This is a genomic window from Phenylobacterium sp., from assembly GCF_036963605.1.
Taxonomy (GTDB): Bacteria; Pseudomonadota; Alphaproteobacteria; order Caulobacterales; family Caulobacteraceae; genus Phenylobacterium.
The window spans coordinates 1-23,694 of record NZ_JBALUY010000057.1; the positions used below are offsets into that span (position 1 = coordinate 1).

General features: G+C 68.6%; 27 protein-coding genes and 1 other RNA gene. 11 read left to right on the forward strand and 17 right to left on the reverse strand.

The window, feature by feature from the left end:
- The coding region (locus V7702_RS11645) for an alcohol dehydrogenase catalytic domain-containing protein (RefSeq protein WP_335650303.1) at window positions 1-401 on the reverse strand (401 nt) is incomplete at its 3' end.
- 115 nt (window positions 402-516) lie between these two features.
- On the opposite strand from V7702_RS11645, the gene V7702_RS11650 reads away from it, so the two are divergent.
- The gene (locus V7702_RS11650; protein WP_335650280.1) at window positions 517-714 is read left to right on the forward strand and encodes a DUF1192 domain-containing protein; all 198 of its coding nucleotides are present in this window, start codon (window positions 517-519) and stop codon (window positions 712-714) included.
- Window positions 715-838: 124 nt separating this feature from the next.
- On the forward strand, window positions 839-1,354 hold the full coding sequence (gene rcdA, locus V7702_RS11655) for a protease adaptor protein RcdA (protein WP_335650281.1): 516 nt from the start codon (window positions 839-841) through the stop codon (window positions 1,352-1,354).
- Window positions 1,355-1,493: 139 nt separating this feature from the next.
- On the opposite strand, the gene rpmE is transcribed toward rcdA, so the two are convergent.
- A complete protein-coding gene (gene rpmE / locus V7702_RS11660; protein ID WP_300574632.1) occupies window positions 1,494-1,718 on the reverse strand; it encodes a 50S ribosomal protein L31 in 225 nt (74 codons plus the stop codon).
- A 119-nt stretch (window positions 1,719-1,837) separates the two neighbouring features.
- On the opposite strand from rpmE, the gene V7702_RS11665 reads away from it, so the two are divergent.
- Window positions 1,838-3,700: an ABC transporter transmembrane domain-containing protein gene (locus tag V7702_RS11665; protein WP_335650282.1), complete on the forward strand. Its 1,863-nt coding sequence runs from the start codon at window positions 1,838-1,840 to the stop codon at window positions 3,698-3,700.
- Between the two features lie 10 nt (window positions 3,701-3,710).
- On the opposite strand, the gene V7702_RS11670 is transcribed toward V7702_RS11665, so the two are convergent.
- The 6 genes from V7702_RS11670 to V7702_RS11695 form a co-directional block, all read right to left on the reverse strand.
- Window positions 3,711-4,742, reverse strand: a complete 1,032-nt coding sequence (locus V7702_RS11670; RefSeq protein ID WP_335650283.1) for a glycerophosphodiester phosphodiesterase family protein — start codon at window positions 4,740-4,742, stop codon at window positions 3,711-3,713.
- Window positions 4,743-4,799: 57 nt separating this feature from the next.
- On the reverse strand, window positions 4,800-5,594 hold the full coding sequence (locus tag V7702_RS11675; protein WP_335650284.1) for an inositol monophosphatase family protein: 795 nt from the start codon (window positions 5,592-5,594) through the stop codon (window positions 4,800-4,802).
- A 119-nt stretch (window positions 5,595-5,713) separates the two neighbouring features.
- Window positions 5,714-6,379 carry a thiamine phosphate synthase gene (thiE, locus tag V7702_RS11680; protein WP_335650285.1) on the reverse strand — a complete coding sequence of 222 codons (666 nt, stop codon included), beginning with the start codon at window positions 6,377-6,379 and terminating at the stop codon, window positions 5,714-5,716.
- A gap of 42 nt (window positions 6,380-6,421) precedes the next feature.
- On the reverse strand, window positions 6,422-6,574 hold the full coding sequence (locus V7702_RS11685; RefSeq protein ID WP_335650286.1) for a hypothetical protein: 153 nt from the start codon (window positions 6,572-6,574) through the stop codon (window positions 6,422-6,424).
- Entirely contained in the window at window positions 6,558-7,583 is a 1,026-nt protein-coding gene (gene cydB / locus V7702_RS11690) for a cytochrome d ubiquinol oxidase subunit II (protein WP_335650287.1), read from the reverse strand. Before cydB ends, V7702_RS11685 begins: the two co-directional genes overlap by 17 nt.
- Entirely contained in the window at window positions 7,583-8,995 is a 1,413-nt protein-coding gene (locus V7702_RS11695) for a cytochrome ubiquinol oxidase subunit I (RefSeq protein ID WP_335650288.1), read from the reverse strand. Before V7702_RS11695 ends, cydB begins: the two co-directional genes overlap by 1 nt.
- A gap of 179 nt (window positions 8,996-9,174) precedes the next feature.
- On the opposite strand from V7702_RS11695, the gene V7702_RS11700 reads away from it, so the two are divergent.
- Together V7702_RS11700 and bfr are read left to right on the forward strand one after the other, a co-directional pair.
- On the forward strand, window positions 9,175-9,360 hold the full coding sequence (locus V7702_RS11700; RefSeq protein ID WP_335650289.1) for a (2Fe-2S)-binding protein: 186 nt from the start codon (window positions 9,175-9,177) through the stop codon (window positions 9,358-9,360).
- 133 nt (window positions 9,361-9,493) lie between these two features.
- Complete coding sequence (gene bfr / locus V7702_RS11705) at window positions 9,494-9,973, forward strand: bacterioferritin (protein WP_335650290.1); 480 nt, start codon at window positions 9,494-9,496, stop codon at window positions 9,971-9,973.
- A gap of 79 nt (window positions 9,974-10,052) precedes the next feature.
- Here the strand turns inward: bfr and fba are convergent, their stop codons facing one another.
- From fba to tkt, 6 genes are all read right to left on the reverse strand, one after another.
- On the reverse strand, window positions 10,053-11,138 hold the full coding sequence (gene fba / locus V7702_RS11710) for a class II fructose-bisphosphate aldolase (RefSeq protein ID WP_335650291.1): 1,086 nt from the start codon (window positions 11,136-11,138) through the stop codon (window positions 10,053-10,055).
- A 31-nt stretch (window positions 11,139-11,169) separates the two neighbouring features.
- Window positions 11,170-12,360 carry a phosphoglycerate kinase gene (locus V7702_RS11715; protein ID WP_335650292.1) on the reverse strand — a complete coding sequence of 397 codons (1,191 nt, stop codon included), beginning with the start codon at window positions 12,358-12,360 and terminating at the stop codon, window positions 11,170-11,172.
- A gap of 91 nt (window positions 12,361-12,451) precedes the next feature.
- On the reverse strand, window positions 12,452-13,459 hold the full coding sequence (gene gap, locus V7702_RS11720) for a type I glyceraldehyde-3-phosphate dehydrogenase (RefSeq protein ID WP_335650293.1): 1,008 nt from the start codon (window positions 13,457-13,459) through the stop codon (window positions 12,452-12,454).
- Window positions 13,460-13,604: 145 nt separating this feature from the next.
- Window positions 13,605-14,087 carry a GNAT family N-acetyltransferase gene (locus V7702_RS11725; protein WP_335650294.1) on the reverse strand — a complete coding sequence of 161 codons (483 nt, stop codon included), beginning with the start codon at window positions 14,085-14,087 and terminating at the stop codon, window positions 13,605-13,607.
- A 3-nt stretch (window positions 14,088-14,090) separates the two neighbouring features.
- Window positions 14,091-15,290, reverse strand: a complete 1,200-nt coding sequence (gene purT, locus V7702_RS11730) for a formate-dependent phosphoribosylglycinamide formyltransferase (protein WP_335650295.1) — start codon at window positions 15,288-15,290, stop codon at window positions 14,091-14,093.
- Window positions 15,291-15,294: 4 nt separating this feature from the next.
- Window positions 15,295-17,265 carry a transketolase gene (gene tkt, locus V7702_RS11735; RefSeq protein WP_335650296.1) on the reverse strand — a complete coding sequence of 657 codons (1,971 nt, stop codon included), beginning with the start codon at window positions 17,263-17,265 and terminating at the stop codon, window positions 15,295-15,297.
- A 147-nt stretch (window positions 17,266-17,412) separates the two neighbouring features.
- Here tkt and V7702_RS11740 point away from each other — a divergent pair, with 147 nt between their 5' ends.
- From V7702_RS11740 to ssrS, 3 genes are all read left to right on the forward strand, one after another.
- On the forward strand, window positions 17,413-17,799 hold the full coding sequence (locus V7702_RS11740) for a DUF4164 family protein (RefSeq protein ID WP_335650297.1): 387 nt from the start codon (window positions 17,413-17,415) through the stop codon (window positions 17,797-17,799).
- Window positions 17,800-17,802: 3 nt separating this feature from the next.
- Window positions 17,803-18,129, forward strand: coding sequence for a cell division protein ZapA (locus tag V7702_RS11745; RefSeq protein ID WP_335650298.1), 327 nt, complete (start codon window positions 17,803-17,805; stop codon window positions 18,127-18,129).
- A gap of 69 nt (window positions 18,130-18,198) precedes the next feature.
- Window positions 18,199-18,362: non-coding RNA, 6S RNA (ssrS, locus tag V7702_RS11750), on the forward strand.
- Between the two features lie 24 nt (window positions 18,363-18,386).
- On the opposite strand, the gene V7702_RS11755 is transcribed toward ssrS, so the two are convergent.
- On the reverse strand, window positions 18,387-20,321 hold the full coding sequence (locus tag V7702_RS11755) for a hybrid sensor histidine kinase/response regulator (protein ID WP_335650299.1): 1,935 nt from the start codon (window positions 20,319-20,321) through the stop codon (window positions 18,387-18,389).
- Window positions 20,322-20,656: 335 nt separating this feature from the next.
- Between V7702_RS11755 and V7702_RS11760 the strand changes: the two genes are divergently transcribed.
- The gene (locus tag V7702_RS11760; protein ID WP_335650300.1) at window positions 20,657-21,226 is read left to right on the forward strand and encodes a 5-formyltetrahydrofolate cyclo-ligase; all 570 of its coding nucleotides are present in this window, start codon (window positions 20,657-20,659) and stop codon (window positions 21,224-21,226) included.
- A 9-nt stretch (window positions 21,227-21,235) separates the two neighbouring features.
- The gene (locus V7702_RS11765) at window positions 21,236-22,072 is read left to right on the forward strand and encodes a TIGR00282 family metallophosphoesterase (protein ID WP_300579285.1); all 837 of its coding nucleotides are present in this window, start codon (window positions 21,236-21,238) and stop codon (window positions 22,070-22,072) included.
- A 15-nt stretch (window positions 22,073-22,087) separates the two neighbouring features.
- Here V7702_RS11765 and V7702_RS11770 read toward each other — a convergent pair whose 3' ends face one another.
- Entirely contained in the window at window positions 22,088-22,744 is a 657-nt protein-coding gene (locus tag V7702_RS11770) for a hypothetical protein (protein WP_335650301.1), read from the reverse strand.
- 148 nt (window positions 22,745-22,892) lie between these two features.
- Here V7702_RS11770 and V7702_RS11775 point away from each other — a divergent pair, with 148 nt between their 5' ends.
- On the forward strand, window positions 22,893-23,246 hold the full coding sequence (locus V7702_RS11775; RefSeq protein WP_335650304.1) for a phage holin family protein: 354 nt from the start codon (window positions 22,893-22,895) through the stop codon (window positions 23,244-23,246).
- 96 nt (window positions 23,247-23,342) lie between these two features.
- On the opposite strand, the gene V7702_RS11780 is transcribed toward V7702_RS11775, so the two are convergent.
- Window positions 23,343-23,694 (reverse strand): TCP-1/cpn60 chaperonin family protein (locus V7702_RS11780; RefSeq protein WP_335650302.1); only part of this gene is annotated, 352 nt, incomplete at its 5' end.

Sequence of the window (23,694 nt, forward strand, 5' to 3'; positions counted from 1 at the left end):
GCCCCATGCTCGAACACATTGGCGAAGACAGTGAAGACAGTCTCCGGGAGGCCCGCCGCCTCCAGGGGGCTCAGGCCCGCCGGGAGGGGCAGGGCGTGGCGGGCGTCGCAGACGGCGTACTGCGCATAGCCGCCGCCGCCCAGCAGGGCGCAGACCTTGTCGCCGACCTGCCAGCGCCCGGCGGCGCGTACCACTTCGCCGGCCACTTCCAGGCCCATGGTCTCAGGCGCGCCGGGCGGGGGGGCATAGAAGCCCAGGCGCTGGGCGATGTCGGGGCGATTGACGCCGGCGGCCTCCACCTGGATCAGGATCTGGCCGGGGCCAGGGGTCGGCGTCGGCAGGCTGACGGGATGCAGGGCCTCGGCGGCGCCCTTGCCGCCTTCGATGGCGATGGCGGTCATCTGGGGGGGAAGAGTCTCGGCCTGCGCCATCGTTGTCGCCTCCACGTGCTTGCGCCGGAGCGGCGCAGGGGGTTGGATAAACCGCTCTGGAGCCAGGGCAAAGGGAGGCGCGCACATGGAAGAGCCTGCAGATATCCGTCTCGGGCGGGGACAGCGACTGGCCGAGGTCGCCCGGGAGGACCTGGAGCTCTATGCGGTCGAGGAGCTGGAGGCCCGCATGGAGGCGCTCGACGCCGAAAAGGCGCGCACCCAGAGCTTTATCGACAAGAAGAAGGCCGGACGCGCCGCGGCCGACGCGCTTTTCCGGTCATAGGGTCGCAAGGCCCCACTCTGGGGCGTGACTCCGGCTGCGGCGGCCCGCTATGGCATGGGGGTTGCAGGTCGCCAGACCACGGACGAACAGAACGTGCAATCGCTGGCAAGGGCTTGAGGAATTGATGAGCGAACTTACCGCACTGGCGAAACCCTGGCGCGCCGACGTCATCGCCGACTTCGCCCGCTCCGAGCTTTTCGAGCGGACCTTCCAGGAAGGCATGGAGCTGGTCGAGGAGACCGCCGCCTATCTGGACGGGGGTGGGCGCCAGGAGTCCAAGCGCCTGGATCGCAACGCCGCCCTGGCCTATGCGGCCGAGAGCATGCGCCTGACCACCCGGCTGATGCAGGTGGCCTCCTGGCTGCTGGTCCAGCGGGCCGTGCGCGAGGGCGACATGGCGGCCGAAGCCGCGTGCGAGGACCGCTATCGCCTGGGCGCCGAGGTGGCGCGACGTCCCTCCGACGCCAGCGTCGGTCTGTTGCCGGGCGGCCTGGCCGATCTCATGGACCGCTCCGAGCGGCTGTTCGAGCGGGTCCGGCATCTGGACAAGCGGATGTATGTGGAATCGGCGGAGGAAAACGCCCCCAACCCGGTGCTGTCCCAGTTCGACCGCCTGCGGGACGCCTTCGGCGCGGCCTGACGCTGCGCGCGTCCAGGCGCCAGCCTGGGCGCGGCTCGGAATTCCAGACACAAAGAAGACGCCGCGGGCCGAGGGCTCGCGGCGTCTTCTTTGTAAGCTCGAGGAGTCGAAGGCCCGCCACGCGGCGGGCCAGGACGCCCTACTTGCGGGTGAAGCCGCCGAACTTGGCGTTGAACCGCGAAACCCGGCCCGCACGGTCCAGCAGGGTGTGGGCGCCGCCCGTCCACGCCGGGTGCGTCTTGGGATCGATATCCAAGTTCAGGGTCGCGCCCTCTTTCCCGTAGGTCGACCGGGTCTGATAGGACGTACCATCCGTCATCACCACGGTGATGAAGTGATAATCGGGGTGGGTGTCTTGTTTCATCGCGAGGACAACCGACGTAAGAGCAAGCGGGTGATGCGCCCCCAACCCAAGGGCCGGGTGCGCAAACGAGCCGCGCGTATACAGAAACGGCGGCCCTGAAGCAAGGGCGCACGGATTCCATGAGCCAACCAGCCGCCAGTCCCGCCGCCGCCGAAGCCAGGCCCGACGGCCGACCGGGCCTGGGGGCCGAACTCGTCCAGAACCTGGACGAAGCCGCCGCTCGAAGGCCCCGTAGCCGCAATGTCGGCGCCCTGCGCCGGCTGGTCCCCTTCGCCCGTCGTCGGGGCGGCGACGCCCTGGGGGCGCTGATCTTTCTTCTTACCGCCACGGCGGCGACGCTGGGCCTGTCGGGCGCCGTGCGCCTGCTGGTGGACGCCCTGACGCAGCCTGGCGTGTCGCCGGATCAGGTGAACCTGTGGTTCGGGCTGATCGGCGCGGTGGCCGTGGCGCTCGCCCTGTCATCGGCCCTTCGCTACTTCTTCGTCACCAAGCTCGGCGAGCGGGTGGTGGCCGATCTGCGCAAGGCGGTCTACGGCCATATCCTGACCCTGGATCCCGGCTTCTTCCTGCGCACCCGCACCGGCGAGGTGCTGTCGCGGCTGACCACCGACATCCAGATCGTCGAGAGCCTGATGGCCACCTCGGTCTCGGTGGCGCTGCGCAACCTGCTGACCCTGATCGGAGCGCTGATCCTGCTGGTCTGGGTCAGCCCCAGCCTGACGGGTCTGGTCCTGCTGATCTTCCCCTTCGTGCTGGCGCCCCTGTTCCTGTTTGGCCGCAAGGTGCGGCGCCTGACCATCTCCACCCAGGACCAGTTCGCCAGCGCCGTGGGCCAGGCCGGGGAAACCCTCGACGCCCTGGAGACCGTCCAGGCCTTTGGCGGCGAGGCTGCGGCTGCCGGCGGCTTTGGGGCTGCGGTGGAACAGGCCTTCTCCACCTCCCTGAAGCGGATGACCGCCCGCGCCGTCATGACCGCCCTGGTCATCGCGCTGGTGTTCGGCGGGGTGGTGGCGATCTTCTGGCTGGGGGTCCACGCCGGCCTGCGCGGCGAGATGAGCTGGGGGGCGCTCTTCCAGTTCGCCTTCCTGGCGGTGATGGCCGCCGGCGCCGTCGGCGCCCTGGGCGAGACCTGGGGGGATGTCCAAAAGGCCGCCGGCGCCATGGACCGCATCGCCGAGCTGCTCGACGCCCGGCCTGGAATCGCACCGCCGGCCACGCCTACCGCCTTGCCGAGCCCCGCCCAGGGCGAGATCGCCTTCGAGGGCGTCACGTTCGCCTATCCTGGCCGGCCCGACCTTCCGGCGCTCAGCGACTTTTCCCTGACCATTGCGCCTGGCGAGCGGGTGGCCCTGGTGGGCCCGTCGGGCTCGGGCAAGAGCACGGTGCTGCGCCTGCTGCTGCGCTTCTATGATCCCACCGAGGGGACCATCCGCCTGGACGGGGTGGACCTGCGCCAAGCCGATCCACGGGCCGTGCGCGAACGCATGGCCCTGGTCGCCCAGGACTCGCCGCTGTTCTCCGGATCGGCGGCCCAGAACATCGCCTTTGGCCGTCCGGATGCGGGGCCGGAGGACATCCTCGCCGCCGCCCGAGCCGCCCAGGCCGAGGCCTTCATCGAAGCCCTGCCCGAGGGTTTCGACACCGCGCTCGGCGACCGGGCGCGCAGCCTGTCGGGCGGGCAGCGCCAGCGGCTGGCCATTGCGCGGGCCCTGGTGCGCCAGGCCCCGATCCTGCTGCTGGACGAGGCCACCAGCGCCCTGGACGCCGAGAACGAGCGGCTGGTGCAGAGCGCCCTGGACGAGGCCATGACCGGGCGCACCACCCTGGTCATCGCCCATCGCCTGGCGACCGTGCTCAAGGCTGACCGGATCGTGGTCATGGACCAGGGCCGGGTGGTCGAACAGGGACGCCACGCCGAGCTCGCGGCCCGGGACGGTCTCTATGCCAAGCTGGCGGCCCTGCAGTTCGGCCAGGCGGCCTGAATGAATCCGCTCAGCCGGCGAACATCGCCTCGCGGACCTGGACGGCGGTCTCGGGGAAGTCGGTGAAGACGCCATCGACGCCGGCCGTGAACAGGGCGCGGAACAGAGTCTCGGCGTCGCCGTGAGCGGCGGGAGCCTCGCCCCGGCGCAGGCCGGCGGGCAGGAAGCTGTTTTCCAGGCGAACCGTCCAGGGATGAACCTTGAAGCCTGAGCCTTGCGCGCGGGCGATCAGGCCGGTGGGCGGCAGGCCGGGCTGGTCCAGATTCAGGACCATCTTCAGCTCCGGCCCCAGGCCGTCGGCGAACTCGGCCAGCTCGGCGAGCAAGGCGTCGGAAATCGACCCAACCCCGGCCAGCATCACCGTCGGCGCCGCGCTGATACCCCGGAAGGCGCGCAGGGGCCGCGGCTCGAAGCACTGGACGAAGACCGGAGCGTCCCGGCGGTCCAGGTCGTTGTCGCGCAGCTCGGCGGCCAGACGGGCGCTCATGGGCAGGCCGCGGGCCTCGAAATAGGTCGGGTGCTTCATTTCAGGATAGATCCCGATCGTCCGGCCGGTCTGCCGGCTCTGCGCCTTGGCCAGGTCCACCACCTCCTGGAAGGTGGGGATGGGGTCGCGTCCGTCGAAGGCGGCGCTGGTCGGCCGCAGGGCCGGCAGGCGTTCGCGGGCCCGCAGGGTCTTCAGCTCGGCCAGGGTGAAGTCCTCGGTGAACCAGCCTGTCGCCTTCACCCCATCGATGTTCCGCTCCGTGCGCCGATCGGCGAAGTCTGAGCGGTCGGCGACATCGGTGGTCTCGGAAATCTCGTTCTCGTGCCGGGCCACCAGGACGCCGTCACGGGTCATCACCAGGTCCGGCTCGATGAAGTCACAGCCCTGGTCGATGGCCCGCTGATAGGCCGCAAGCGTGTGCTCGGGCCGCTCGCCGCTGGCGCCGCGATGGGCGATGACCAGGGGGCGGGTTCGGACTTGCCCATGGCTGGGCCGGGCCAGGGCCAGGGCCAGGGGGGCGGACGCCGTAAAGGCGCGACGGGTGAGGGCGCTCATGGCCCTGATCTAGCCGCCCCTTGTGACGGTTGCGTCAAGCTGATGTCGCGGGCGGGCTCAGGCGGCCGCGCGCAGGCGCTCCAACAGCATGGGATGCAGTTCCAGATTGGCCGCGCAGACCGAACCTGAGGCGAGAACATCCTCGCCGCCATCGGCGTCGGTGACCTTGCCGCCCGCCTCGGTGATTAGCAGGATTCCCGCCGCCAGGTCCCAGCGGTTGAGGTCGCGCTCCCAATAGCCGTCGAACCGGCCGGCGGCCACATAGGCCATGTCCAGCGCCGCCGAGCCGAAGCGGCGCACGCCCGCCACCCGCTGGCTGATCTGGTGCAGCTCCTTCAGGAATTTGGCATGCTGGCCATGCCCCAGGAAGGGGATGCCGGTGGCGATCACCGACTCGTCGAACCGGGTGCGCGCGGCCACCCGCAGGCGGTGGTCGTTGAGGAAGCAGCCCTTGCCCTTCTCGGCCCAGAACAGCTCGTTGCTGACGGGGTTGTAGGTCAGGGCCGCGACGATGGCGCCCTGGCGCTCCAGGGCGATGTTGATGGCGAAGTGCGGAATGGCGTGCAGGAAGTTGGTGGTGCCATCCAAGGGATCGACGATCCAGGTATGGGTCTTGTCGGTGCCCTCGATCATGCCCCGCTCCTCCCCGAGGAAGCCGTAGCCGGGGCGCGCCGCGGTCAGGGCCTCGAAGATGGTCTGCTCGGCCTTGATGTCGGCGGCCGAGACGAAGTCGGCGGCGCTCTTCTTGGAGACCTGCAGCTCGGCCAGTTCGCCGAAGTCGCGGTTGAGCCCTCGCGCGGCCTTGCGGGCGGCGTCGGACATGACTTTCAGAAGTGCGGTTTGCGTGGCCACGGTCTCTGTTCCAGTGCGCGCAAGGGACGGGCGGCGGTGGTCGGCGCTCGGGCGGGAAATGGGCGGCGGAACCTAGTCGCCACGCCGCCCTATGGCAAGGCGGGGCGTCAGGCGGGCGCCTAGGCTTGTGTCTGGCCCCGGGCGGCGAGGCCCCGGACGATGGCGGCGTTCAGGTCGCGGACGGCGGCGGCGGGCCCCTCGGGATGGGCCCAGACTCCGGCCGAGACGGCCAGGAAGTCCGCGCCAGCGGCCACCAGGCCCTCGGCGTTGTCGGCCGTGATGCCGCCGATGGCCACGCAGGGAATCTCCATGGACTCCTGCCAGATGGTCAGCAGGTCCGGCTCGGCCCGGGTGGGAGCCGCCTTGGTGGTCGTGGGGAAGAAGGCCCCGAAGGCCACATAGTCGGCGCCGGCCTCGGCGGCCTCCATGGCCAGGTGGCGGCTGTCATGGCAGGTCACGCCGATCATCGCGCCCTTGCCCATGATCCTGCGCGCCTCGCGACAGGGGGGATCGTCCTGGCCCACATGCACCCCGTCGCAGCGAAGAGCGGCGGCCAGGTCGGGCCGGTCGTTGAGGATCACCGCCACGTCGCGGCTGTGGGCGATGGGCATGAGGACGTCGACGGCGGCGGCGATCACCTCATCGGAGGCGCCCTTGAGGCGTATCTGCAGGGCGGCGACATCGCCCGCGTCGAGGGTTTCGGCGAGGGTTCGGCCAAAGCCGGCGAGATCGTCCAGGGCCGGCGGGGTGATCAGATAGAGGCGGCAGTCGGGCGCGGTGCTCATCTCGCGGCTTCTAGCGCTCCGCGGCCCTGAAGGGGAGGGGGCTCATTCCAGGCCAAGCAGGGCGCGCAGGCTGTAGGCCACGACGCCGGTCGCGGCCATGCCGGCCAGGGCGAGCGCGATGAACCAGGCCAGGCGGCGCGCCAGCGGCGGACGGGGAGCGTCGGCCTCTGGCGGGCCCTCAATGATATCCCGCATCCGCGCCCACCTTGCCGCGGAACACCCAGTAGACCCAGACCGTATAGGCCAGGATCACCGGCAACAGGATCGCCACCCCCACCAGCATCAGCCCCAGCGCATTCTCCGCAGACGCCGCCTGGCGGAAGGTCAGGTCGTAAGGAACTATATTGGGGAAGAAGCCGACGGCCAGCCCCAGATAGCCCGAGACGAAGACCGTCAGGGCGCCGAGGAAGGGCGCCACATGGCCGCCCCTGGCCAGGCCGAACACCACCAGGGCCAGACCCGCCAGCCCCAGCAGCGGAATGGGCGAGAGCAGGCCCAGGCGGGCGAGGTCAAAGGCGCCGTCCTCAAAGCCCCAGCGGGCCGCCACTTCGGGATGAACGAACAGGGTCGCGACGCTCACCACCGCCAGCAGGGCGGCGCTGGCGATCGCCGCCCGCCAGGCCCAGCGCCGGGCGTCGCCGTGCAGATCATCCTCGGTACGCCAGATCAGCCAGGTGGAGCCCAGCAGGGTGTAGCCGGCGGCCAGGCCCACGGCCACCAGCAGGGTATAGGGCGTCAGCCAGTCGAAGGGGCCGCCGCCGAAGGCCTCGCCGTCCAGGGTCACCCCCTGGATGAAGCCGCCGAGCACCAGGCCCTGGGCGAGCGCGGCCACGGTCGAGCCGCCGGCGAAGGCGGCGGTCCAGAAGGCCTTGCCCCTGGCGCGGGCCCGGGCGCGAAACTCAAACGCCACCCCGCGCAGGATCAGCGCCATCATCATCAGCAGGATAGGGATGTAGAGGGCCGGCATGATCACCGCATAGGCCAGCGGGAAGGCGGCGAAGAGTCCGCCGCCGCCCAGCACCAGCCAGGTCTCGTTGCCGTCCCAGAAGGGGGCGATGGTGTTCATCATGGTGTCCCGGTCCCGGGGCGAACGGGCGAACGGGAACAGGATGCCGATGCCCAGATCGAACCCGTCGAGCATCACATAGAGCAGCACGGCCAAGGCGATGATGCCGGCCCAGATGAGTGGCAGGTCGAGGTCCATCAGCGGTCCTCCTGAGGGTCGGATTCGCCGGGGCTCTTGGGCGCGGCGCCGAGGGCCCAGCCTGGTGCGCGGTCTTCCGTCGGCGGCGGCTCGTGCGCCCCGCCCAGGGGCCCCTGGGCCAGCATCCGCAGAATGTAGAGGGCGCCGACGCTGAACACGACCGCGTAGACCACCAGGAAGGCCAGCAGGGACGCCGAGACGGAGCCGGCGCCCACCGGCGAGACGGCGTCCTCGGTGCGCAGGACCCCGTAGATGACATAGGGCTGGCGGCCCACCTCGGCGACGATCCAGCCGGAGATCACGGCGACGAACCCGGCCGGCCCCATGGCCACGCAGGATCGCAGGAACGCAGGGCTGCGGGCGATGCGTCCGCGCCAGGCCAGCCAGGCGCCCCAGAAGCCCAGCGCGATCATGGCCAGGCCCAGGCCGACCATGAGCCGGAAGGCCCAGAAGACGATGAAGACGGGCGGGCGATCCTCGGGTGCGAAGGCCTCCAGACCCTGAACCTCGGCGCCGGTCGAGCCGGCGGTGATCAGGCTGCCGAGCTTGGGAATGGACAGCTCCCAGTGGTTGCCTTCGATCTCCCGGTCCGGCCAGGCGGCGATGTGGAAGGCCTGCTCCGTGCGGGTCTCCCAGAAGGCCTCGATGGCGGCCAGCTTGGCCGGCTGATGATGCATGACGTCCTTGCCCGACAGGTCGCCCACCAGCAGCTGCAGGGGGGCGACGATGGCCAGCATGCCGATGGCCATCTTCAGGGCCATGGCCGATTCCGGCTCTGTGGCGTCCCGCAGCAGCCGGAAGGCGCTGGCTGCGGCCACCACCAGGGCGGTGGTCAGATAGGCCGCCAGCACCATGTGGGCGAGGCGCTCGGGAAAGGTGGGCGAGAAGATCACCTGCAGCCAGTTCACGGCCACCAGGCCCTCCTCCACCGTGCCGGCGAAGCCTGCGGGGCTCTGCATCCAGCTATTGGCCGAGATGATCCAGAAGGCCGAGGTCAGCGTGCCAAACGCCACCAACACTGTGGAGGCGAAGTGGAGCCCCGGCCCCACCTTCTTCCAGCCGAACAGCATCACGCCGAGGAAGCTCGCCTCAAGGAAGAATGCGGCCAGGACTTCGAAAGCGAATAGGGGGCCGATCACCGGGCCGGCCACGGCGGAGAAGACGCTCCAGTTGGTGCCGAGCTGATAGCTCATGACCACGCCGCTCACCACGCCCATCCCGAACGAGATGGCGAACACCTTCACCCAGAAAAGATAGAGGGTCTTGAAGGTCTCGTTCCGTGTCGTCAGCCAAAGGCCTTCGAGGACAGCGAGGTAGCTCGCAAGTCCAATGGTGAAGCTTGGAAAGATGATGTGGAACGCGATCGTGAAGGCGAATTGCATTCGCGAAAGAAGCAGCGCGTCGAAGTCCATCTGGTCTCACTCCCAGGCGGCGGTCGCGGCCGGACTCTTGCGCCTAAGAGGGGCGTAGACCAAGCCGCCGCCGCGCGACATACGGTCGCGCCGAAAGGGGGCTCTCAAGCTGCAAATGATTTGCAAGCACGTTCGCATCTGTTAGATATTGATCCGTCGCCTGGGGAGTCAGACCGCTCGTGTACGTCTGTAATTGCAACGGTATTCGCGAACGTGAAGTCCGCGCCGCGGTCGCCGCCGGGGCGAGCCGGCCGTCGGAAATCTTCAAGGCTTGCGACGCCAAGCCCCAATGCGCCCGTTGTGTCTGCGACATGCGTGAGTACCTGCAGGACCAGCGCGAAGCCCTGCGCTACGCCGCCGAATAGCTAGGCGGATTTCCTGGCCCTGGCGACTTTCTTCGCCAGCGCAAATCACTTGCAAACATAGGCTTTGACACGGCGCGGTCCTCGCATGAGGTTGCGCGCAAATCTGTTTGTGCCGTGAGGAAAGGAGCCCCCGATGCAGGGCGACAAGGCAATTATCCGACTGCTCAACGCAGTGCTCACCAATGAGCTGACTGCAGTGAACCAGTATTTCCTCCACGCGCGTATGTTCGAGAACTGGGGCCTGCGCCGCCTGGGCAAGATCGTCTATGAGGAGTCGATCGGCGAAATGAAGCACGCCGACAAGCTCATCAACCGCATCCTCTTCCTCGAGGGCCTGCCCAACCTGCAGGACCTGCACAAGCTGAAGGTCGGCGAGAGTGTCGGCGAATGCCTGGAATCCGACCTGGCGGTGGAAACCGGCGGCCGGGTGACCCTGATCGAAGGCATCAAGCTCTGCGAAGGCGTCGCCGACTATGTGTCGCGCGAGCTGCTGCGGGAGATCCTCAGCGATACCGAGGAGCACATCGACTATCTGGAAACCCAGCTGATGCTCCTGAAGTCCCTGGGCGAGGCCAACTACATGCAGAGCGCCATGGGTGACATGGAAGGCTGAGGCTCTCCGCCCAGACAGATGAAAACGCCGGCCAGGGGACCTGGCCGGCGTTTGTCGTTTCGAACCTGTCTCAGACCACCTATTCGGCGGCCTGGCGGGTGACGCCGATCTTCGGGTCCAGTTCGCCCGCGGCATAGCGCTTGGCCATGGCCGACAATGGCAGCGGGCGGATCTTGTCGGCCCAGCCGGCCGTGCCGAATTCCTCGAAACGCTGGCGGACCACGGCGCTCATGGCGTCCATGGCCGGCTTCAGATACTTGCGCGGATCGAACTCGCCGGGGTTTTCGGCGAACACCTTGCGGATGGCGCCGGTCATGGCCATCCGGTTGTCGGTGTCGATATTGATCTTGCGCACGCCGTGCTTGATGCCGCGCTGGATCTCTTCCACCGGCACGCCCCAGGTCTGGGGCATCTGGCCGCCATACTGGTTGATGATGTCCTGCAGGTCCTGCGGCACCGAGGAGGAGCCGTGCATCACCAGGTGGGTGTTGGGCAGGCGGCGGTGAATTTCCTCGATCACGTTCATGGCCAGGACGTCGCCGTCCGGTTGGCGGGTGAACTTGTAGGCGCCGTGGCTGGTGCCCATGGCGATGGCGAGCGCGTCGACCTCGGTGGCCTTCACGAACTCGACCGCCTGGTCGGGATCGGTCAGCAGCTGGGCGTGGTCCAGCTTGCCCTCGAAGCCGTGGCCGTCTTCCTTTTCGCCTTCGCCGGTTTCCAGGCTGCCCAGGATGCCGAGCTCGCCTTCGACCGAGGCGCCGACCCAGTGGGCCATGTCCACGACGTTCTTGGTGACCTTGACGTTGTAGTCGTAGTCGGCGGGCGTCTTGCCGTCGCCCATCAGCGAGCCGTCCATCATCACCGAGGTGAAGCCGAACTGGATCGCCGTGGCGCAGGTGGCCTCGTTGTTCCCGTGGTCCTGGTGCATGCAGATCGGGATGTGCGGATACATCTCGGCGAGCGCATCGATCAGGTGCTTCAGCACGATGTCGTTGGCGTAGGAGCGCGCGCCGCGGCTGGCCTGGATGATGACCGGCGCATTGACCGCGTCGGCGGCCTCCATGATCGCCAGGCCCTGTTCCATGTTGTTGATGTTGAACGCCGGCACGCCATAGCTGTGCTCGGCGGCGTGATCGAGAAGCTGTCTGAGGGTAATCCGGGCCATCGCCGTATCCGTCCGTTTCTCTGCTTGTCTCTTACTGGCTCAGAGCCGCCACACCGGGCAGGGTCTTGCCTTCCATCCATTCAAGGAACGCGCCGCCGGCGGTCGAGACGAAGGTGAAGTCTTCCGCGCAACCGGCTGCGTTCAGGGCCGCCACAGTATCACCCCCGCCGGCTACAGCCACCAGCCGACCTGATTTCACCAGCTCGGCGGCGTGTTTCGCTGCTGAAACGGTCGCCTTGTCGAAGGGCGGCATCTCGAACACGCCCAGCGGGCCGTTCCAGATCAGGGTCTTGGAATTGTCCATCGCCCGGCAGAGACGCTCAATCGTCTCTGGGCCGGCGTCGAGGATGCGTTCGTGCTCGTCCACGGCGCCCAGGGTGCGGACTCGCGCCGGCGCGCCCGGCGCCATCTTCTCGGCCACCACGATGTCGAGGGGCAGAAAGAGCTTGCAGTTGTGCTGGCCGGCCAGGCGGATGATGGCCCGGGCGGTCTCGGCCATGTCCTTCTCGCAGTAGGACGCGCCGACATCGTGGCCCTGGGCGTAGAGGAAGGTGTTGGCCATGCCGCCACCGATGGCCAACTTGTCGAGCTTGGTCACCAGGTGGCTGAGCAGGTCGAGCTTGGTCGAGACCTTCGAGCCGCCGACGATGCCGAGGACCGGGCGCTCGGGCTTGCCCAGCGCCTTGTCCAGGGCCGACAGCTCCAGGCGCATCTGCTCGCCGGCATAGGCGGGCAGAATGTGGGCCAGGCCCTCGGTGGAGGCGTGGGCCCTGTGCGCGGCCGAGAAGGCGTCGTTCACATAAAGGTCGCCATTGGCGGCCAGGGCCTTGGCGAAGGCGGGGTCGTTGCCCTCTTCGCCGGTGTGGAAGCGGACGTTCTCCAGCAGCAGCACGTCGCCGGGCCCCAGGGCGTCCACTGCAGCGGCGGCAGCCTCGCCGACGCAGTCGGCGGCGAAGGCCACCGGCCCGCCGAGCACCTTGGCCAGGGCCGGGACGATGGGCTCCAGGCTCATCGACGGTACGACCTTGCCCTTCGGGCGGTCGAAGTGGGCGAGCAGCACCACCTTGGCGCCGCCCTGGCGCAGCTTCTGGATGGTCGGGACCGCAGCCTGAAGGCGGGTGTCGTCGGACACCTCCCCCTCATGCATCGGCACGTTGAAGTCCACCCGCACCAGGGCGCGCTGGCCCTTGAGGTCGGCGTCGTCGAGGGTCTTGAAGGTCATCGGCTTCCAGCGGTCAGGGCGTGGGCGGCGGGCCGCACCCGGGCCGGAACCCGGGCGCATCGGCCTTTAAGGCGAACGTCCGGGGAGCTGATTAGATCAGCTTGGCCATGGCGAGCGCGGTGTCGCTCATCCGGGTCGAGAAGCCCCACTCGTTGTCATACCAGGACAGAACCCGGCCGAGCTGGCCCTCGATCACCTGGGTCTGGGGCAGGGCGGCGGTGGACGAGGCGGCGATGTGGTTCAGGTCGATGGAGACCAGCGGGTCGTTGGAGGTGGCCAGAACCCCTTTCATGGCGCCGTCGGCGGCGGCCTGCAGGGCGGCGTTGACCTCGTCCTTGGTCACCGAACGGCCGGGCACGAACTTCAGGTCGACCACCGAGACATTGGGGGTCGGCACGCGGATCGAGGAGCCGTCCAGCTTGCCGGCCAGCTCGGGCAGCACCAGGCCCACGGCCTTGGCCGCGCCGGTGGAGGTGGGGATCATGGACATGGCCGCGGCCCGGCCGCGGTAGAGGTCCTTGTGCATGGTGTCCAGCGTCGGCTGGTCGCCGGTGTAGGAATGGATGGTGGTCATGTAGCCGCGCTCGATGCCGCACAGGTCATGGATGACCTTGGCGATCGGCGCCAGGCAGTTGGTGGTGCACGAGGCGTTGGAGACCACCAGGTCGTCCTTGGTCAGGACGTCGTGGTTCACGCCGAAGACGATGGTCTTGTCGGCGTTGTCGCAAGGCGCCGAAACCAGCACCCGCTTGGCGCCGGCTTCCAGGTGGGCGGCGGCCTTCTCCTTGGTGGTGAACAGGCCGGTGCATTCCAGGGCGATATCGACGCCCAGCTCCTTGTGCGGCAGCTCGGCCGGGTTGCGGATGGCCGTCACCTTGATCGGCCCGCGGCCCACATCGATGGTGTCGCCGTCCACGGTGACCGTGCCGGGGAAGCGGCCATGCACGCTGTCATAGCGCAGCAGATGGGCGTTGGTCTCGACGGGACCCAGGTCGTTGATCGCCACCACTTCGATGTCGGTGCGGCCATGCTCGATGATCGAGCGCAGGACGAGCCTGCCGATGCGGCCGAAACCGTTGATGGCGACGCGGACGGTCATGATGGGATTCTCCTGCGAGCTCTTGGCCGGTAGGCGGTGATTTCCGATTGATTTGCAGGGGTTTTGTGCGGGCGCACTCGCGGGAGTCAAGGGGAAGTGAGCCCGATCTGTCCGACCAGCCGGCGAATGTGATCAGGCTCCGGTTTCAACCCACGCGAAAGCGATGAATGCGCCGGTCCGCCAGGGAGATCACCGTCGCGTCCCGGCCTCCTTCGGCGGCGATGGCTCTGGGCCAGAAGGCCAGGGCCGGCGCCGTGGCCTGATAGACCTGAAGCTCCCACTGGCCAGGCGTGGTGGCGAAGACGGCGCGGGCGGCGGCCATGCCGATCCCGGCGCGCCGCCATTGCGGCAGGACGCAGAACTCCGCCACGGCGGCGTCGCAGCCCAGACCCGACGGGGAATAGCGGTTCACAAGTGCAAAGCCGGCGAGATCGTCTCCGGCGCGAATCCAGAAGGGCCGGCGCTCGGCCTGCGCCCAGTAAGCGTCGAAATGGGGATAGTCGGTGGGATCGCGGTGATGTCGCTCTGGATCGACGACGTCGGCATGGGCGATCAGATAGGGATCGAGCAGACGGCGAAGATCAGCCTTCTCCGAAAGACCGACCGGGGCCAGCCGAACCGCGGTCATCGCCTAGTCCCCCGCGACTACCCGGACCTTCCCGGCGGCTTCGAGCGCCCGGGCGCGGGCGGCCTCGATGGTCGCGGCCCGGGCCAGGGCCACGCCCATGCGGCGGCGGACGAAGGCCTCGGGCTTGCCGAACAGGCGCAGGTCGGCGCCGGGCACGGCCAGGGCTTCGGCCACGCCCTCGAAGGCCACGCCGCGGGCCTCCATGCCGCCATAGATCACCGCGCTGGCGCCGGGCTCGCGCAAGGCCACGTCCACCGGCAGGCCGAGGATCGCCCGGGCGTGCAGGGCGAACTCGCTCTGTACCTGGGTGGAGAGCGTCACGAGGCCGGTGTCGTGGGGCCGCGGGCTGACCTCGGAGAACCAGACCTCGTCGCCCTTCACGAACAGCTCGACCCCGAACAGGCCAAGACCCCCGAGGGCGGCGGTGACGCGGCCGGCGATCTCGCGGGCGCGCTTCAGGGCCAGCGGGCTCATGGGCTGCGGCTGCCAGCTCTCCACATAGTCGCCCTGGACCTGGCGGTGGCCGATGGGTTCGCAGAAATGGGTAGCCACCTCGCCGTCGGGGCCGCGGGCCCGCACGGTCAGCTGGGTGATCTCGAAGTCGAAATCGATGCGACCCTCGACGATGACCCGGGCCTGCTCCACCCGGCCGCCCTCCAGGGCGTAGCGCCAGGCGGCTTCGATGCCGGCGGCGTCTTCCACATAGGACTGGCCCTTGCCCGAGGACGACATCACCGGCTTGACGAAGCAGGGATAGCCGACGGCGGCTGCGCCCGCCGCCAGCTCAGCCTCTGTCGAGGCGAAGGCGTAGGGCGATGTGGCCAGGCCCAGCTCCTCGGCGGCGAGCCTTCGGATGCCCTCGCGGTTCATGGTCAGCTGGGCGGCCCGGGCGGTGGGGATCACCACGGCGAGGCCGGCCGCCTCGATGGCCGTCAGCTCGTCGGTGGCGATGGCCTCGATCTCGGGCACGATCAGGTGCGGCCGTTCGGCTTCGACCACGGCGCGCAGGGCCGCCGCGTCCGTCATGGCGATGACGTGGCTGCGGTGGGCCACCTGCATTGCCGGCGCATCGGCGTAGCGGTCGACGGCGATCACCTCGCAGCCGAGCCGTTGCAGCTCGATGGCCACCTCCTTGCCAAGCTCGCCCGAGCCCAGCAGCAGGACGCGGAGGGCGCTTGGCGAGAGCGGCGTGCCCAGGCGCATGGGCCTAGACCTTGGCCTGAACGGCGTCGGCCACGGCCTCGGCTGTGATGCCGAACTCCTTGTAGAGCCGCTCATAGGGGGCGCTGGCGCCGAAGCTGGACATGCCGACGAAGACGCCGTCCTCGCCGATGAACCGTTCCCAGCCGAGGCTGACGGCGGCTTCCACCGCCGCGCGCACGGGGGCCTTGCCAATCACCGAGGCCCGGTATTCCGGGGTCTGAGCCGAGAACAGCTCCCAGCAGGGAACCGAGACGACCCGGGTCGGCACGCCGCGGGTCTGCAGCAGGTCGCGGGCGGCCAGCGCGATGGAGACCTCCGAGCCGGTGGCGAAGATCGTGGCCTGGGCCTCGCCGTCGGCGGCGCGCAGCTCATAGGCGCCGCGGGCCGACAGGTTCTCGCCGGCGGCGTCGGTGCGCGCGGCCGGGACCTTCTGGCGTGACAGGGCCATGATCGAGGGCGTGGTGGGCGTCGACAGGGCCAGCTTCCAGCACTCGGCCGCCTCCACCGCATCAGCCGGGCGGTAGACGTTGAGGTTGGGCATGGCCCGCAGGGAGGCCAGGTGCTCCACAGGCTGATGGGTGGGGCCGTCTTCGCCGAGGCCGATGGAGTCGTGGGTCATCACATGGATCACCCGCACACCCATCAGGGCGCCGAGCCGGATGGCCGGGCGGCTGTAGTCGGAGAACACCATGAAGGTGCCGGAATAGGGGATGACGCCGCCATGCAGGGCCATGCCGTTCATGGCCGCGGCCATGCCGTGCTCGCGGATGCCGTAATGCACATAGCGGCCGGCATAGTCGGGCGCGTCGAAGGCCGGCGTGCCCTTGACGAAGGTGTTGTTGGAGCCGGTCAGGTCGGCCGAGCCGCCGACCATTTCCGGGATGGCGGGAACCAGCTGCTCAAGCGCTGCGCCGGAATGGACGCGGGTGGCGTTGGCCGGGGCGGTCTTGGCCATCTCGGCGATGTGGGCGTCCAGGCGCGCAAAAGCCTCAGGCGGCAACTCGCCGGCCATGGCCCGCTGGAACTCGGCCTTCAGCGGCGAGCCGCCCAGGGCCTTTTCCCAGCTCTTGCGAACCTTGCGGCCCTTCCGGCCGGCCGCGCGCCAGGGCTTGTAGACCTCGTCGGGGATGACGAAGGGCTCGTGGCTCCAGCCCATGGCCACCCGGGAATCGGCGATCTCGTCGTCGAACAGGGTGTAGCCGTGGCTGTGGGGGTCGCCTTCCTTGCGGCCGGCGCCCTTCGAGATCTTGGTCTTGCAGGCGATCATGGTCGGCTTGTCCTGCCGCGTGGCCCAACGCAGGGCCGCGGCGATCTTGCCGAAGTCGTGGCCGTCCACGGCCTTGACCGCCCAGCCGGCCGCCTTGAAGCGGGCCATCTGGTCGCCGGTCTCGGCGATGGTCGCCTCGCCGTCGATGGTGGTGTTGTTGTCGTCGAACAGGACGGTCAGCTTGTGCAGCTTGAAGCGGCCGGCCATGGAGATGGCCTCCTGGCTGACGCCCTCCATCAGGCAGCCGTCGCCGGCCACCACCCAGGTGCGGTGGTCCACCAGGTCATCGCCGAACCGGCCGGCCAGGTGACGCTCGGCCATGGCCATGCCGACGGCGGTGGCCAGGCCCTGGCCCAGCGGGCCGGTGGTGGTCTCGACCCCGGGGGTGTGGCCGTACTCCGGATGGCCGGCGGTCATGGAGCCCCACTGACGGAAGTTCTGGATTTCTTCCATGGTGACGTCTTCGAACCCGGTCAGGTGCAGGAGCGAATAGATCAGCATCGAGCCATGGCCGGCCGAGAGCACGAAGCGGTCGCGGTCGGCCCAGTCGGGCGCCGCGGCGTCATACTTCAGGAACTTGGACCACAGGACGGCGGCCACATCGGCCATGCCCATGGGCATCCCCTGGTGGCCCGACTTGGCGCGGTGGACGGCGTCCATGGAGAGGACACGGATGGCGTCGGCCATGGTCTGGAGTTGTGCGGGCATGGGCGTTCCGGGAAGTCTTAAAGGTCATCGGGCGGGGGCAGAGGCTGGCGGGGTCGCATGCACCGGGGCGGCGGTCAAGAAATGCGCCGCTTTCGGGCCGCGCCCGGCGCAGTCTATAGATTAACGGTCACACCTCTGGAGTCCTGAATGTTCCGTGATCCTGCAAGCGAGAGCGCCATCGACCAGGCCGCCAAGCGGCTGGAGCGCGCCATCGCCCTGCTGGAACAGCGCCTGGGCGAGCGTAGCCGCCGCGACGCCGCCGACACCGGCGGCCTGTTCGACGAAGATCGCGCCCGGCTGGCCGCCGACCTCGATCAGGCCCGCGCCCGCCAGCATGAGCTGGAGAGCGCCGGGGCCGAGGCCTCGGCCGCGCTCGGCCGCGCCATCGTCGAGATCCGCGAGGCCCTGGACGGCGAGACCCCCGACGACGGGACTTCGGAACCGCAGGCCGAGACGGCCCTTCCCCCGGGGGATGAGATGGCGGACGAGGACCAGCGCGCTTCACCGCCCTGGTCGGAATCGAGGGAGGACTGACCCATGGCCCAGGTGACCATCGAGGTGAACGGCCGCCCCTATCAGGTGGGCTGCGAGGACGGTCAGGAAGGCCATCTGGTTGAACTGGCCCGCCTGTTCGACCGCCAGGTCCGGGCGGTGTCCCAGGACATGGGTCAGCTGACCGATACGCGCCTGTTCCTGATGGGCGCCCTGCTGCTGGCCGACGAGCTCTGGGATTCGCGAAGTCGCATGTCGAGCATCCAGGCCGAGCTGGCGCGGCTGCAATCAGACCAGGCCCGCATCGAATCCAAGGCCGTCGCAGCCCTGGACGGGGCGGCCAAGCGCATCGAAAAGCTGGCCGCCGACTAGGGCCCCGGAGGCCGACGCTGTGATGGCGCTTGTGGTGGGGACCCAGGCTCCCTAAATTCGGGATCGGCGGGTCAGCTGTGGCTCACGTCGAAGGCAACCTAATTCCTCCGACCTTAATTGTCTCGAAGGGAGCTGTCCCTGTCCGGCGCCGTGGCCCCGGACACATGGCGCCCACCTGGTTATCCAGGTCCGAGGGGATTAAAATCGTCCTTCACGGTTCTCGCGGCGCCGCCACCCTGCTCCTCACGACGCACGGGCTACTTCGCGACCGCGCTGTTGATCGCCAGCGCCAATGCACCCTGTGAGAAGGGTTTGGAAAGCCGGGGAAGACCGGCCGCCGCCTCGCCGGACAGCTCGGCAAACCCGGTAGCAATGATCACAGGCAGGCCCGGCCGGAGCGATTGAAGCTCCGCTGCGAGCTGGACTCCGGTCATATCGGGCATCGCCTGGTCGGTGATGACCAGGTCGAGACCCTGGTGGCCCGGGAGCAGCGCCAGCGCGTCCTGCCCCGACGCCGCCTTTACGACCGTATGTCCAAGGTCTTCGGCAAGCGCTGCGGTGTTCGCCAACACCAGGGGATCATCATCCACGGCAAGAATGGTGAGCGGCGGGGAATTCGGCGCCACGCCGACCTCCAACGCAGATTGCCGGCTCGCGGGCTCCGAGGCCTTCGCTGCGGGCAACCAGAGATCGATGGATGTGCCTCCGCCCAGGGTGCTTTCGATCCGCATCGCCCCGCCCGATTGGGTGGCGAGGCCATGCACCATCGAAAGGCCCAAACCCGTGCCCTTCCCGACGCCCTTGGTCGTGAAGAAGGGGTCCGTGGCCTTCGCCAAGGTTTCTTCGTCCATGCCCACGCCGGTATCGACGACGGAGACGCAAACATATTCACCCGGTTTAAGCGGCGCTTCGGCCGCGCGCGAAATCCGAAGTTTGCGGGCGCTGATGATCAGAGCTCCACCCTCAGGCATGGCGTCGCGGGCGTTGACCGCAAGATTGAGCAGGGCCGCTTCAAGCTGACTGGGATCGGTCCGGACACGAGGAAGGTTGGACGGGACCCGAATGCTGACTCGGATTGTGGGGCCGATGCTCCGCTGGATAAATGGCTGCATGCCTCGCACAAGCGAGTGGAGATCAACGGCCTCAACGTGAAGTTCCTGCTTGCGCGCAAACGCCAGCATCCGCTGTGTGAGCACCGCGCCACGGCGCGCGCCCTCCATCGCATTCTCAAGATAGCCCATTAGCTTGGGGTCATTCACCGCGCGCTTCTTAGCGAGTTCAATGCTCCCTTGAACCGCCATCAGAAGATTGTTGAAGTCGTGCGCCACGCCTCCGGTCAGCTGACCGACCGCCTCGAGTTTTTGAGCCTGGAACAGGGCCTCGCGCGTCTCGTCGAGGGCCCGCTGAGTTTCCATCCGCTCCGTGATGTCCCGCGTGACCTTGGCGAAGCCGACGATGCCGCCCAAGTCATCGTAAATTGCGTCGATGACCACGTGCGCCCAGAAGCGCGAGCCGTCTTTCCGCACCCGCCAGCCTTCGGTCTCCCAACGGCCATGTTCCTTCGCAGCACTCAATCCCGACCTCGGCAGGCCGATCTCCCGGTCTTCCTCGGTGTAGAAAGATGAGAAGTGCCTCCCGATTACTTCATCGGCCTTGTAGCCCTTGATGCGCTCGGCGCCGGAGTTCCAGCTTGTGACGTGGCCCTCGGGGTCCAGCATGTAGATCGCGTAGTCGGTGACGCTCTGCACGAGCAATCTAAACTGCTCCTCGCTGCGGCGCAGAGTCTGTTCCGCCGCCTTACGTTCGGTAAGGTCCCGGGTGACCTTTGCATAGCCGACGAGCGCGCCGGAAGGGTCGCGAATGGGATCGATGATGACGTGCGCCCAAAAGTGGCTGCCGTCCTTTCGAACACGCCAACCTTCGCGCTCGAACCGGCCTTCACGCGCGGCTGTCGCGAGCGCCTCGCGGGGCACCCCCGCCGCCCGCTCCTCCTCAGTGTAGAAGACCGAGAAGTGCTGCCCGATGATCTCGCCGGCCTCATAGCCTTTGAACCGTTCAGCGCCAGGGTTCCAGCTCGTCACGAGGCCATCGGCATCCAGCATGTAGATGGCGTAGTCGGTAATCGCGTCGACCAGCAGCCGGTACCGGCTGTCGTCGACTTCGGCCGCGCGCAGTTCGGTTCGCTTAGCCATTCCACCCCCAATTCAACCCAAGGAAACGCGCGGCCTCAGCAGAGGTTGCATGCGCAGTCCTCCGCCTCTGCAGCCCCATTAACCCGATGCCGGACGGGCGTTCGACCATAGCCCGGCGCAGCCGCGAGCCGCATGCTTCCGACATCCACAAGGTCCGATTTGGGGGCGGGACCGTCGTGAGAAGGGCGTGCGGGATCAGGCGCTGGGGGACCGCTCGCCAATGCGCGAAGGACAAGCCCGAGGTCGTCTGGACGAGTCCGCAGCTTCGAGCGCGCCGACCTTGATGGCTTGCGACAATTTCCCTTGGGGCCTCAGGTTCGGCTAAGAGCCTGGCGGTGAACCCTGTCTCTCATCAAAAGACCCTTCTGCGCCGGACGATGCGAGGCCGGCGCAGGGCGCTGGCCGCCGCGGACAGCCAGGCGGCCGCCCGCGCCGCCGTCCATGCGCCGCTGGCGCGGCTGGGGCCCGGCCCGGTGGCGGGCTATATCGCCCAGGGCGCCGAGCTTGACCCCGGCCTGTTGATGGACGCGCTGGCCCAGGCCGGCGTGGGGCTGGCCCTGCCGGCGGCTGTGAGCCGGGAGGCGCCGCTGATCTTTCGCGCCTGGGCCCCGGGCGCGGCCCTGGCGCCGGACGCCTTCGGAATCCCCGCGCCCCTAGCCGACCAGCCCCAGGTGCTACCGACGGCTCTGATCGTGCCGCTGCTGGCCTTTGATCGCCGGGGCGGCCGCCTGGGTCAGGGGGCCGGCGTCTATGATCGGGCGATTGGCGCGCTGGGCGCCGAACGCCGCCCCTTCCTGCTGGGTTACGCCTATGCCGGCCAGGAGGTCGAGGATCTGCCGCTCGAGCCGCACGATCAGCGGCTGGACGCCATATTGACGGAAGCCGGGCTGATCGAAGTCCGATAGGATGACCTGATGCGTTTCGCCTTTTTCGGAGATGTCGTCGGCCGGTCCGGCCGCGAGGGTCTCGCCGACCACCTGCCCATGTTGCGTCGCCAGCTCGGTCTCGAGTTCGTGGTCATCAACGCCGAGAACGCCGCCGCCGGCTTCGGGATCACCGAGAATACGGCGCGCGAGCTGTTCAACGCCGGCGCCGACTGCCTGACGCTGGGCAACCACTCCTGGGACCAGAAGGAGGCGCTGACCTATATCGTCCGCGAGCCCCGGCTGATCCGGCCGCTGAACTATTCGGTGCTGGCCGATGCGCCGGGCTGCGGCGCCAATCTGTTCGAGACGGAGTCCGGCCGGCGCATCCTGGTGATCAACCTGCTGGGCCGGGTGCATATGGATTCCCTGGACGACCCGTTCTCGGCCGTCGATCGCGAGCTGGAAAAGGCGCCGCTCGGCATGGTGTCGGACGCCATCCTGGTGGACATGCACGCCGAGGCCACCAGTGAGAAGATGGCCATGGGCCACTTCTGCGACGGCCGGGCGAGCCTGGTGGTGGGCACCCACACCCATGTGCCGACGGCCGACTGCCAGATCCTGCCTGGCGGCACCGCCTATCAGACCGACGCCGGCGCCTGCGCCGACTATGACAGTGTCATCGGCAACCAGAAGGAAGAGCCCCTGCGGCGCTTCACCACCCGCATCTCCGGCGGCCGCTACAAGCCGGCCGAAGGCCCGGCCACGGTCTGCGGCGTCTTCGTCGAGACCGACGACGCCACGGGCCTGGCCCGTCGGGTGGAGCCGATCCGGGTGGGCGGCCGGCTCTCGGAAACCATCCCCCAGGTGGACCTGGCCCGCGCCTGAGGCGCAGGCGCGCCCTCAGCGGGGCGGACGGGCGCCGGGCAGGGGCGGCAGGGTGTCCAGGGTCAGGACGCCGTCCCCATCCAGGTCCAGCAGGTTGAACCGGCGGGCCGCGGCGGCTCGCCATTCGATTCGGCTGACCCGTCCCGACAGGTCCCCATCGGCGCCCCGCACCGGCTGGGGCTCGTTCAGCAGGCCATAACGGCCCGCCCCCTGGCGTTGGACGCCGGGCTCGGGCTTGCCTCGGCCAAAGCCCAGCAGAGATCGCCGAGGACGCTCGCTGTCGCCGTCGGGGCGTCCGCCAGGGCCAGCGCCTTGTGGGCGGGTTTCCCCCAGACGGGTGATCTCCGGGGCGATCTGGCGCTCATAGGCCTGGTTTTCGAAGCCATCGACCACCCCGTCGCTGTCGGCGTCGAGCACGGCGAAGAAGCGCTCGGCGTCGGCCTCGAACTCCGGCCGGGTCAGCAGGGTGTCGCTGTCGCGATCGGCGCCGGCGAACCAGGCCGCCAGGCCGTCGCCGTCGCGAAAGGGCTCGCCAGAGGGGCTGATGAACAGCCGCGCCTCTGGCCGCCGGCCGCCCCTGTCCGGCTCGGGCCCAAGGTCAGCCTGCGCCTGCGCCGCCGCAGAGCCCGCCCAGAGGCTGCAAAGAGCCAGCATGATCAGGGGTCGTGTCATGGAAATCCTTGGTCTCGCCCACCCAAGGCCACGCTGTCGGCCGGGGATGCGGCGAAATTGGGCCGCAGGGGTGACGAGACCGGCCCCTTGCGCAAATATGCCCAGAGATCCGGCGGCGCGAGGCCGTCTGCTGCAGGGGGCCTAAATGCTGGCCAAGTTCATCGTCCGCGCCGTCTTCGCCGCCATCGGCCTGTGGCTGTCCTCCATGCTGGTGGCGGGCCTGGCCTTCACCGACACTGGCAGCCTGATCCTGGCGGCCATCCTGCTGGGCCTGGTCAACGCCGTCCTGCGGCCGATCCTGTTCATCCTGACCCTGCCGCTGACCCTGATCACGCTGGGGCTCTTTCTGCTGATCCTCAACGCCGCGATGATCGGCCTGGTGGCGGTGATGCTGCAGGGCTTCATCGTAGATGGCCTGTGGCCGGGCCTGGTGGCCGCCATCGTCACCGGTCTGACCAGTTGGCTCGGCCACATGATCATCCGCGACGACAAGGGGCGCTGAGCGTCGCCCGCCCGCCTGGGCAAGCGCCCAAAAGAAAAAGGGCGGAGCCGCGAGGCTCCGCCCTTCTCGTCTTGAGAAAGCTTGGAGGGCTTGGACTTAGAAGTCCATGCCGCCCATGCCGCCCATGTCGGGCATGCCGCCGCCAGCCGCAGCGCCGCCCTTCTTGGGGGCTTCGACGATGGCCGCTTCGGTGGTGATCAGCAGGCCGGCGACCGAAGCCGCATCCTGCAGAGCCGTCCGGACGACCTTGGCCGGGTCGATGACGCCGGCCTGGACCAGGTCGACATATTCTTCGGTCTGGGCGTTGAAGCCGAAGGTGGCCGAGTCCGATTCCAGGACCTTGGAGACGACGATCGAGCCCTCGACGCCGGCGTTTTCGGCGATCTGGCGGATCGGAGCCTGCAGGGCGCGACGGATGATGGCCACGCCGGCTTCCTGGTCGTCATTG

Coding starts and splice junctions, on each gene's coding strand:
- V7702_RS11650 (WP_335650280.1), top strand. CDS start 517: ATGGAAGAGCCTGCAGATATCCGTCTCGGGCGGGGACAGCGACTGGCC.
- rcdA (WP_335650281.1), top strand. CDS start 839: ATGAGCGAACTTACCGCACTGGCGAAACCCTGGCGCGCCGACGTCATC.
- rpmE (WP_300574632.1), bottom strand. CDS start 1,718: ATGAAACAAGACACCCACCCCGATTATCACTTCATCACCGTGGTGATG.
- V7702_RS11665 (WP_335650282.1), top strand. CDS start 1,838: ATGAGCCAACCAGCCGCCAGTCCCGCCGCCGCCGAAGCCAGGCCCGAC.
- V7702_RS11670 (WP_335650283.1), bottom strand. CDS start 4,742: ATGAGCGCCCTCACCCGTCGCGCCTTTACGGCGTCCGCCCCCCTGGCC.
- thiE (WP_335650285.1), bottom strand. CDS start 6,379: ATGAGCACCGCGCCCGACTGCCGCCTCTATCTGATCACCCCGCCGGCC.
- V7702_RS11685 (WP_335650286.1), bottom strand. CDS start 6,574: ATGCGGGATATCATTGAGGGCCCGCCAGAGGCCGACGCTCCCCGTCCG.
- cydB (WP_335650287.1), bottom strand. CDS start 7,583: ATGGACCTCGACCTGCCACTCATCTGGGCCGGCATCATCGCCTTGGCC.
- V7702_RS11695 (WP_335650288.1), bottom strand. CDS start 8,995: ATGGACTTCGACGCGCTGCTTCTTTCGCGAATGCAATTCGCCTTCACG.
- bfr (WP_335650290.1), top strand. CDS start 9,494: ATGCAGGGCGACAAGGCAATTATCCGACTGCTCAACGCAGTGCTCACC.
- fba (WP_335650291.1), bottom strand. CDS start 11,138: ATGGCCCGGATTACCCTCAGACAGCTTCTCGATCACGCCGCCGAGCAC.
- V7702_RS11715 (WP_335650292.1), bottom strand. CDS start 12,360: ATGACCTTCAAGACCCTCGACGACGCCGACCTCAAGGGCCAGCGCGCC.
- gap (WP_335650293.1), bottom strand. CDS start 13,459: ATGACCGTCCGCGTCGCCATCAACGGTTTCGGCCGCATCGGCAGGCTC.
- V7702_RS11725 (WP_335650294.1), bottom strand. CDS start 14,087: ATGACCGCGGTTCGGCTGGCCCCGGTCGGTCTTTCGGAGAAGGCTGAT.
- purT (WP_335650295.1), bottom strand. CDS start 15,290: ATGCGCCTGGGCACGCCGCTCTCGCCAAGCGCCCTCCGCGTCCTGCTG.
- tkt (WP_335650296.1), bottom strand. CDS start 17,265: ATGCCCGCACAACTCCAGACCATGGCCGACGCCATCCGTGTCCTCTCC.
- V7702_RS11740 (WP_335650297.1), top strand. CDS start 17,413: ATGTTCCGTGATCCTGCAAGCGAGAGCGCCATCGACCAGGCCGCCAAG.
- V7702_RS11745 (WP_335650298.1), top strand. CDS start 17,803: ATGGCCCAGGTGACCATCGAGGTGAACGGCCGCCCCTATCAGGTGGGC.
- V7702_RS11755 (WP_335650299.1), bottom strand. CDS start 20,321: ATGGCTAAGCGAACCGAACTGCGCGCGGCCGAAGTCGACGACAGCCGG.
- V7702_RS11765 (WP_300579285.1), top strand. CDS start 21,236: ATGCGTTTCGCCTTTTTCGGAGATGTCGTCGGCCGGTCCGGCCGCGAG.
- V7702_RS11770 (WP_335650301.1), bottom strand. CDS start 22,744: ATGACACGACCCCTGATCATGCTGGCTCTTTGCAGCCTCTGGGCGGGC.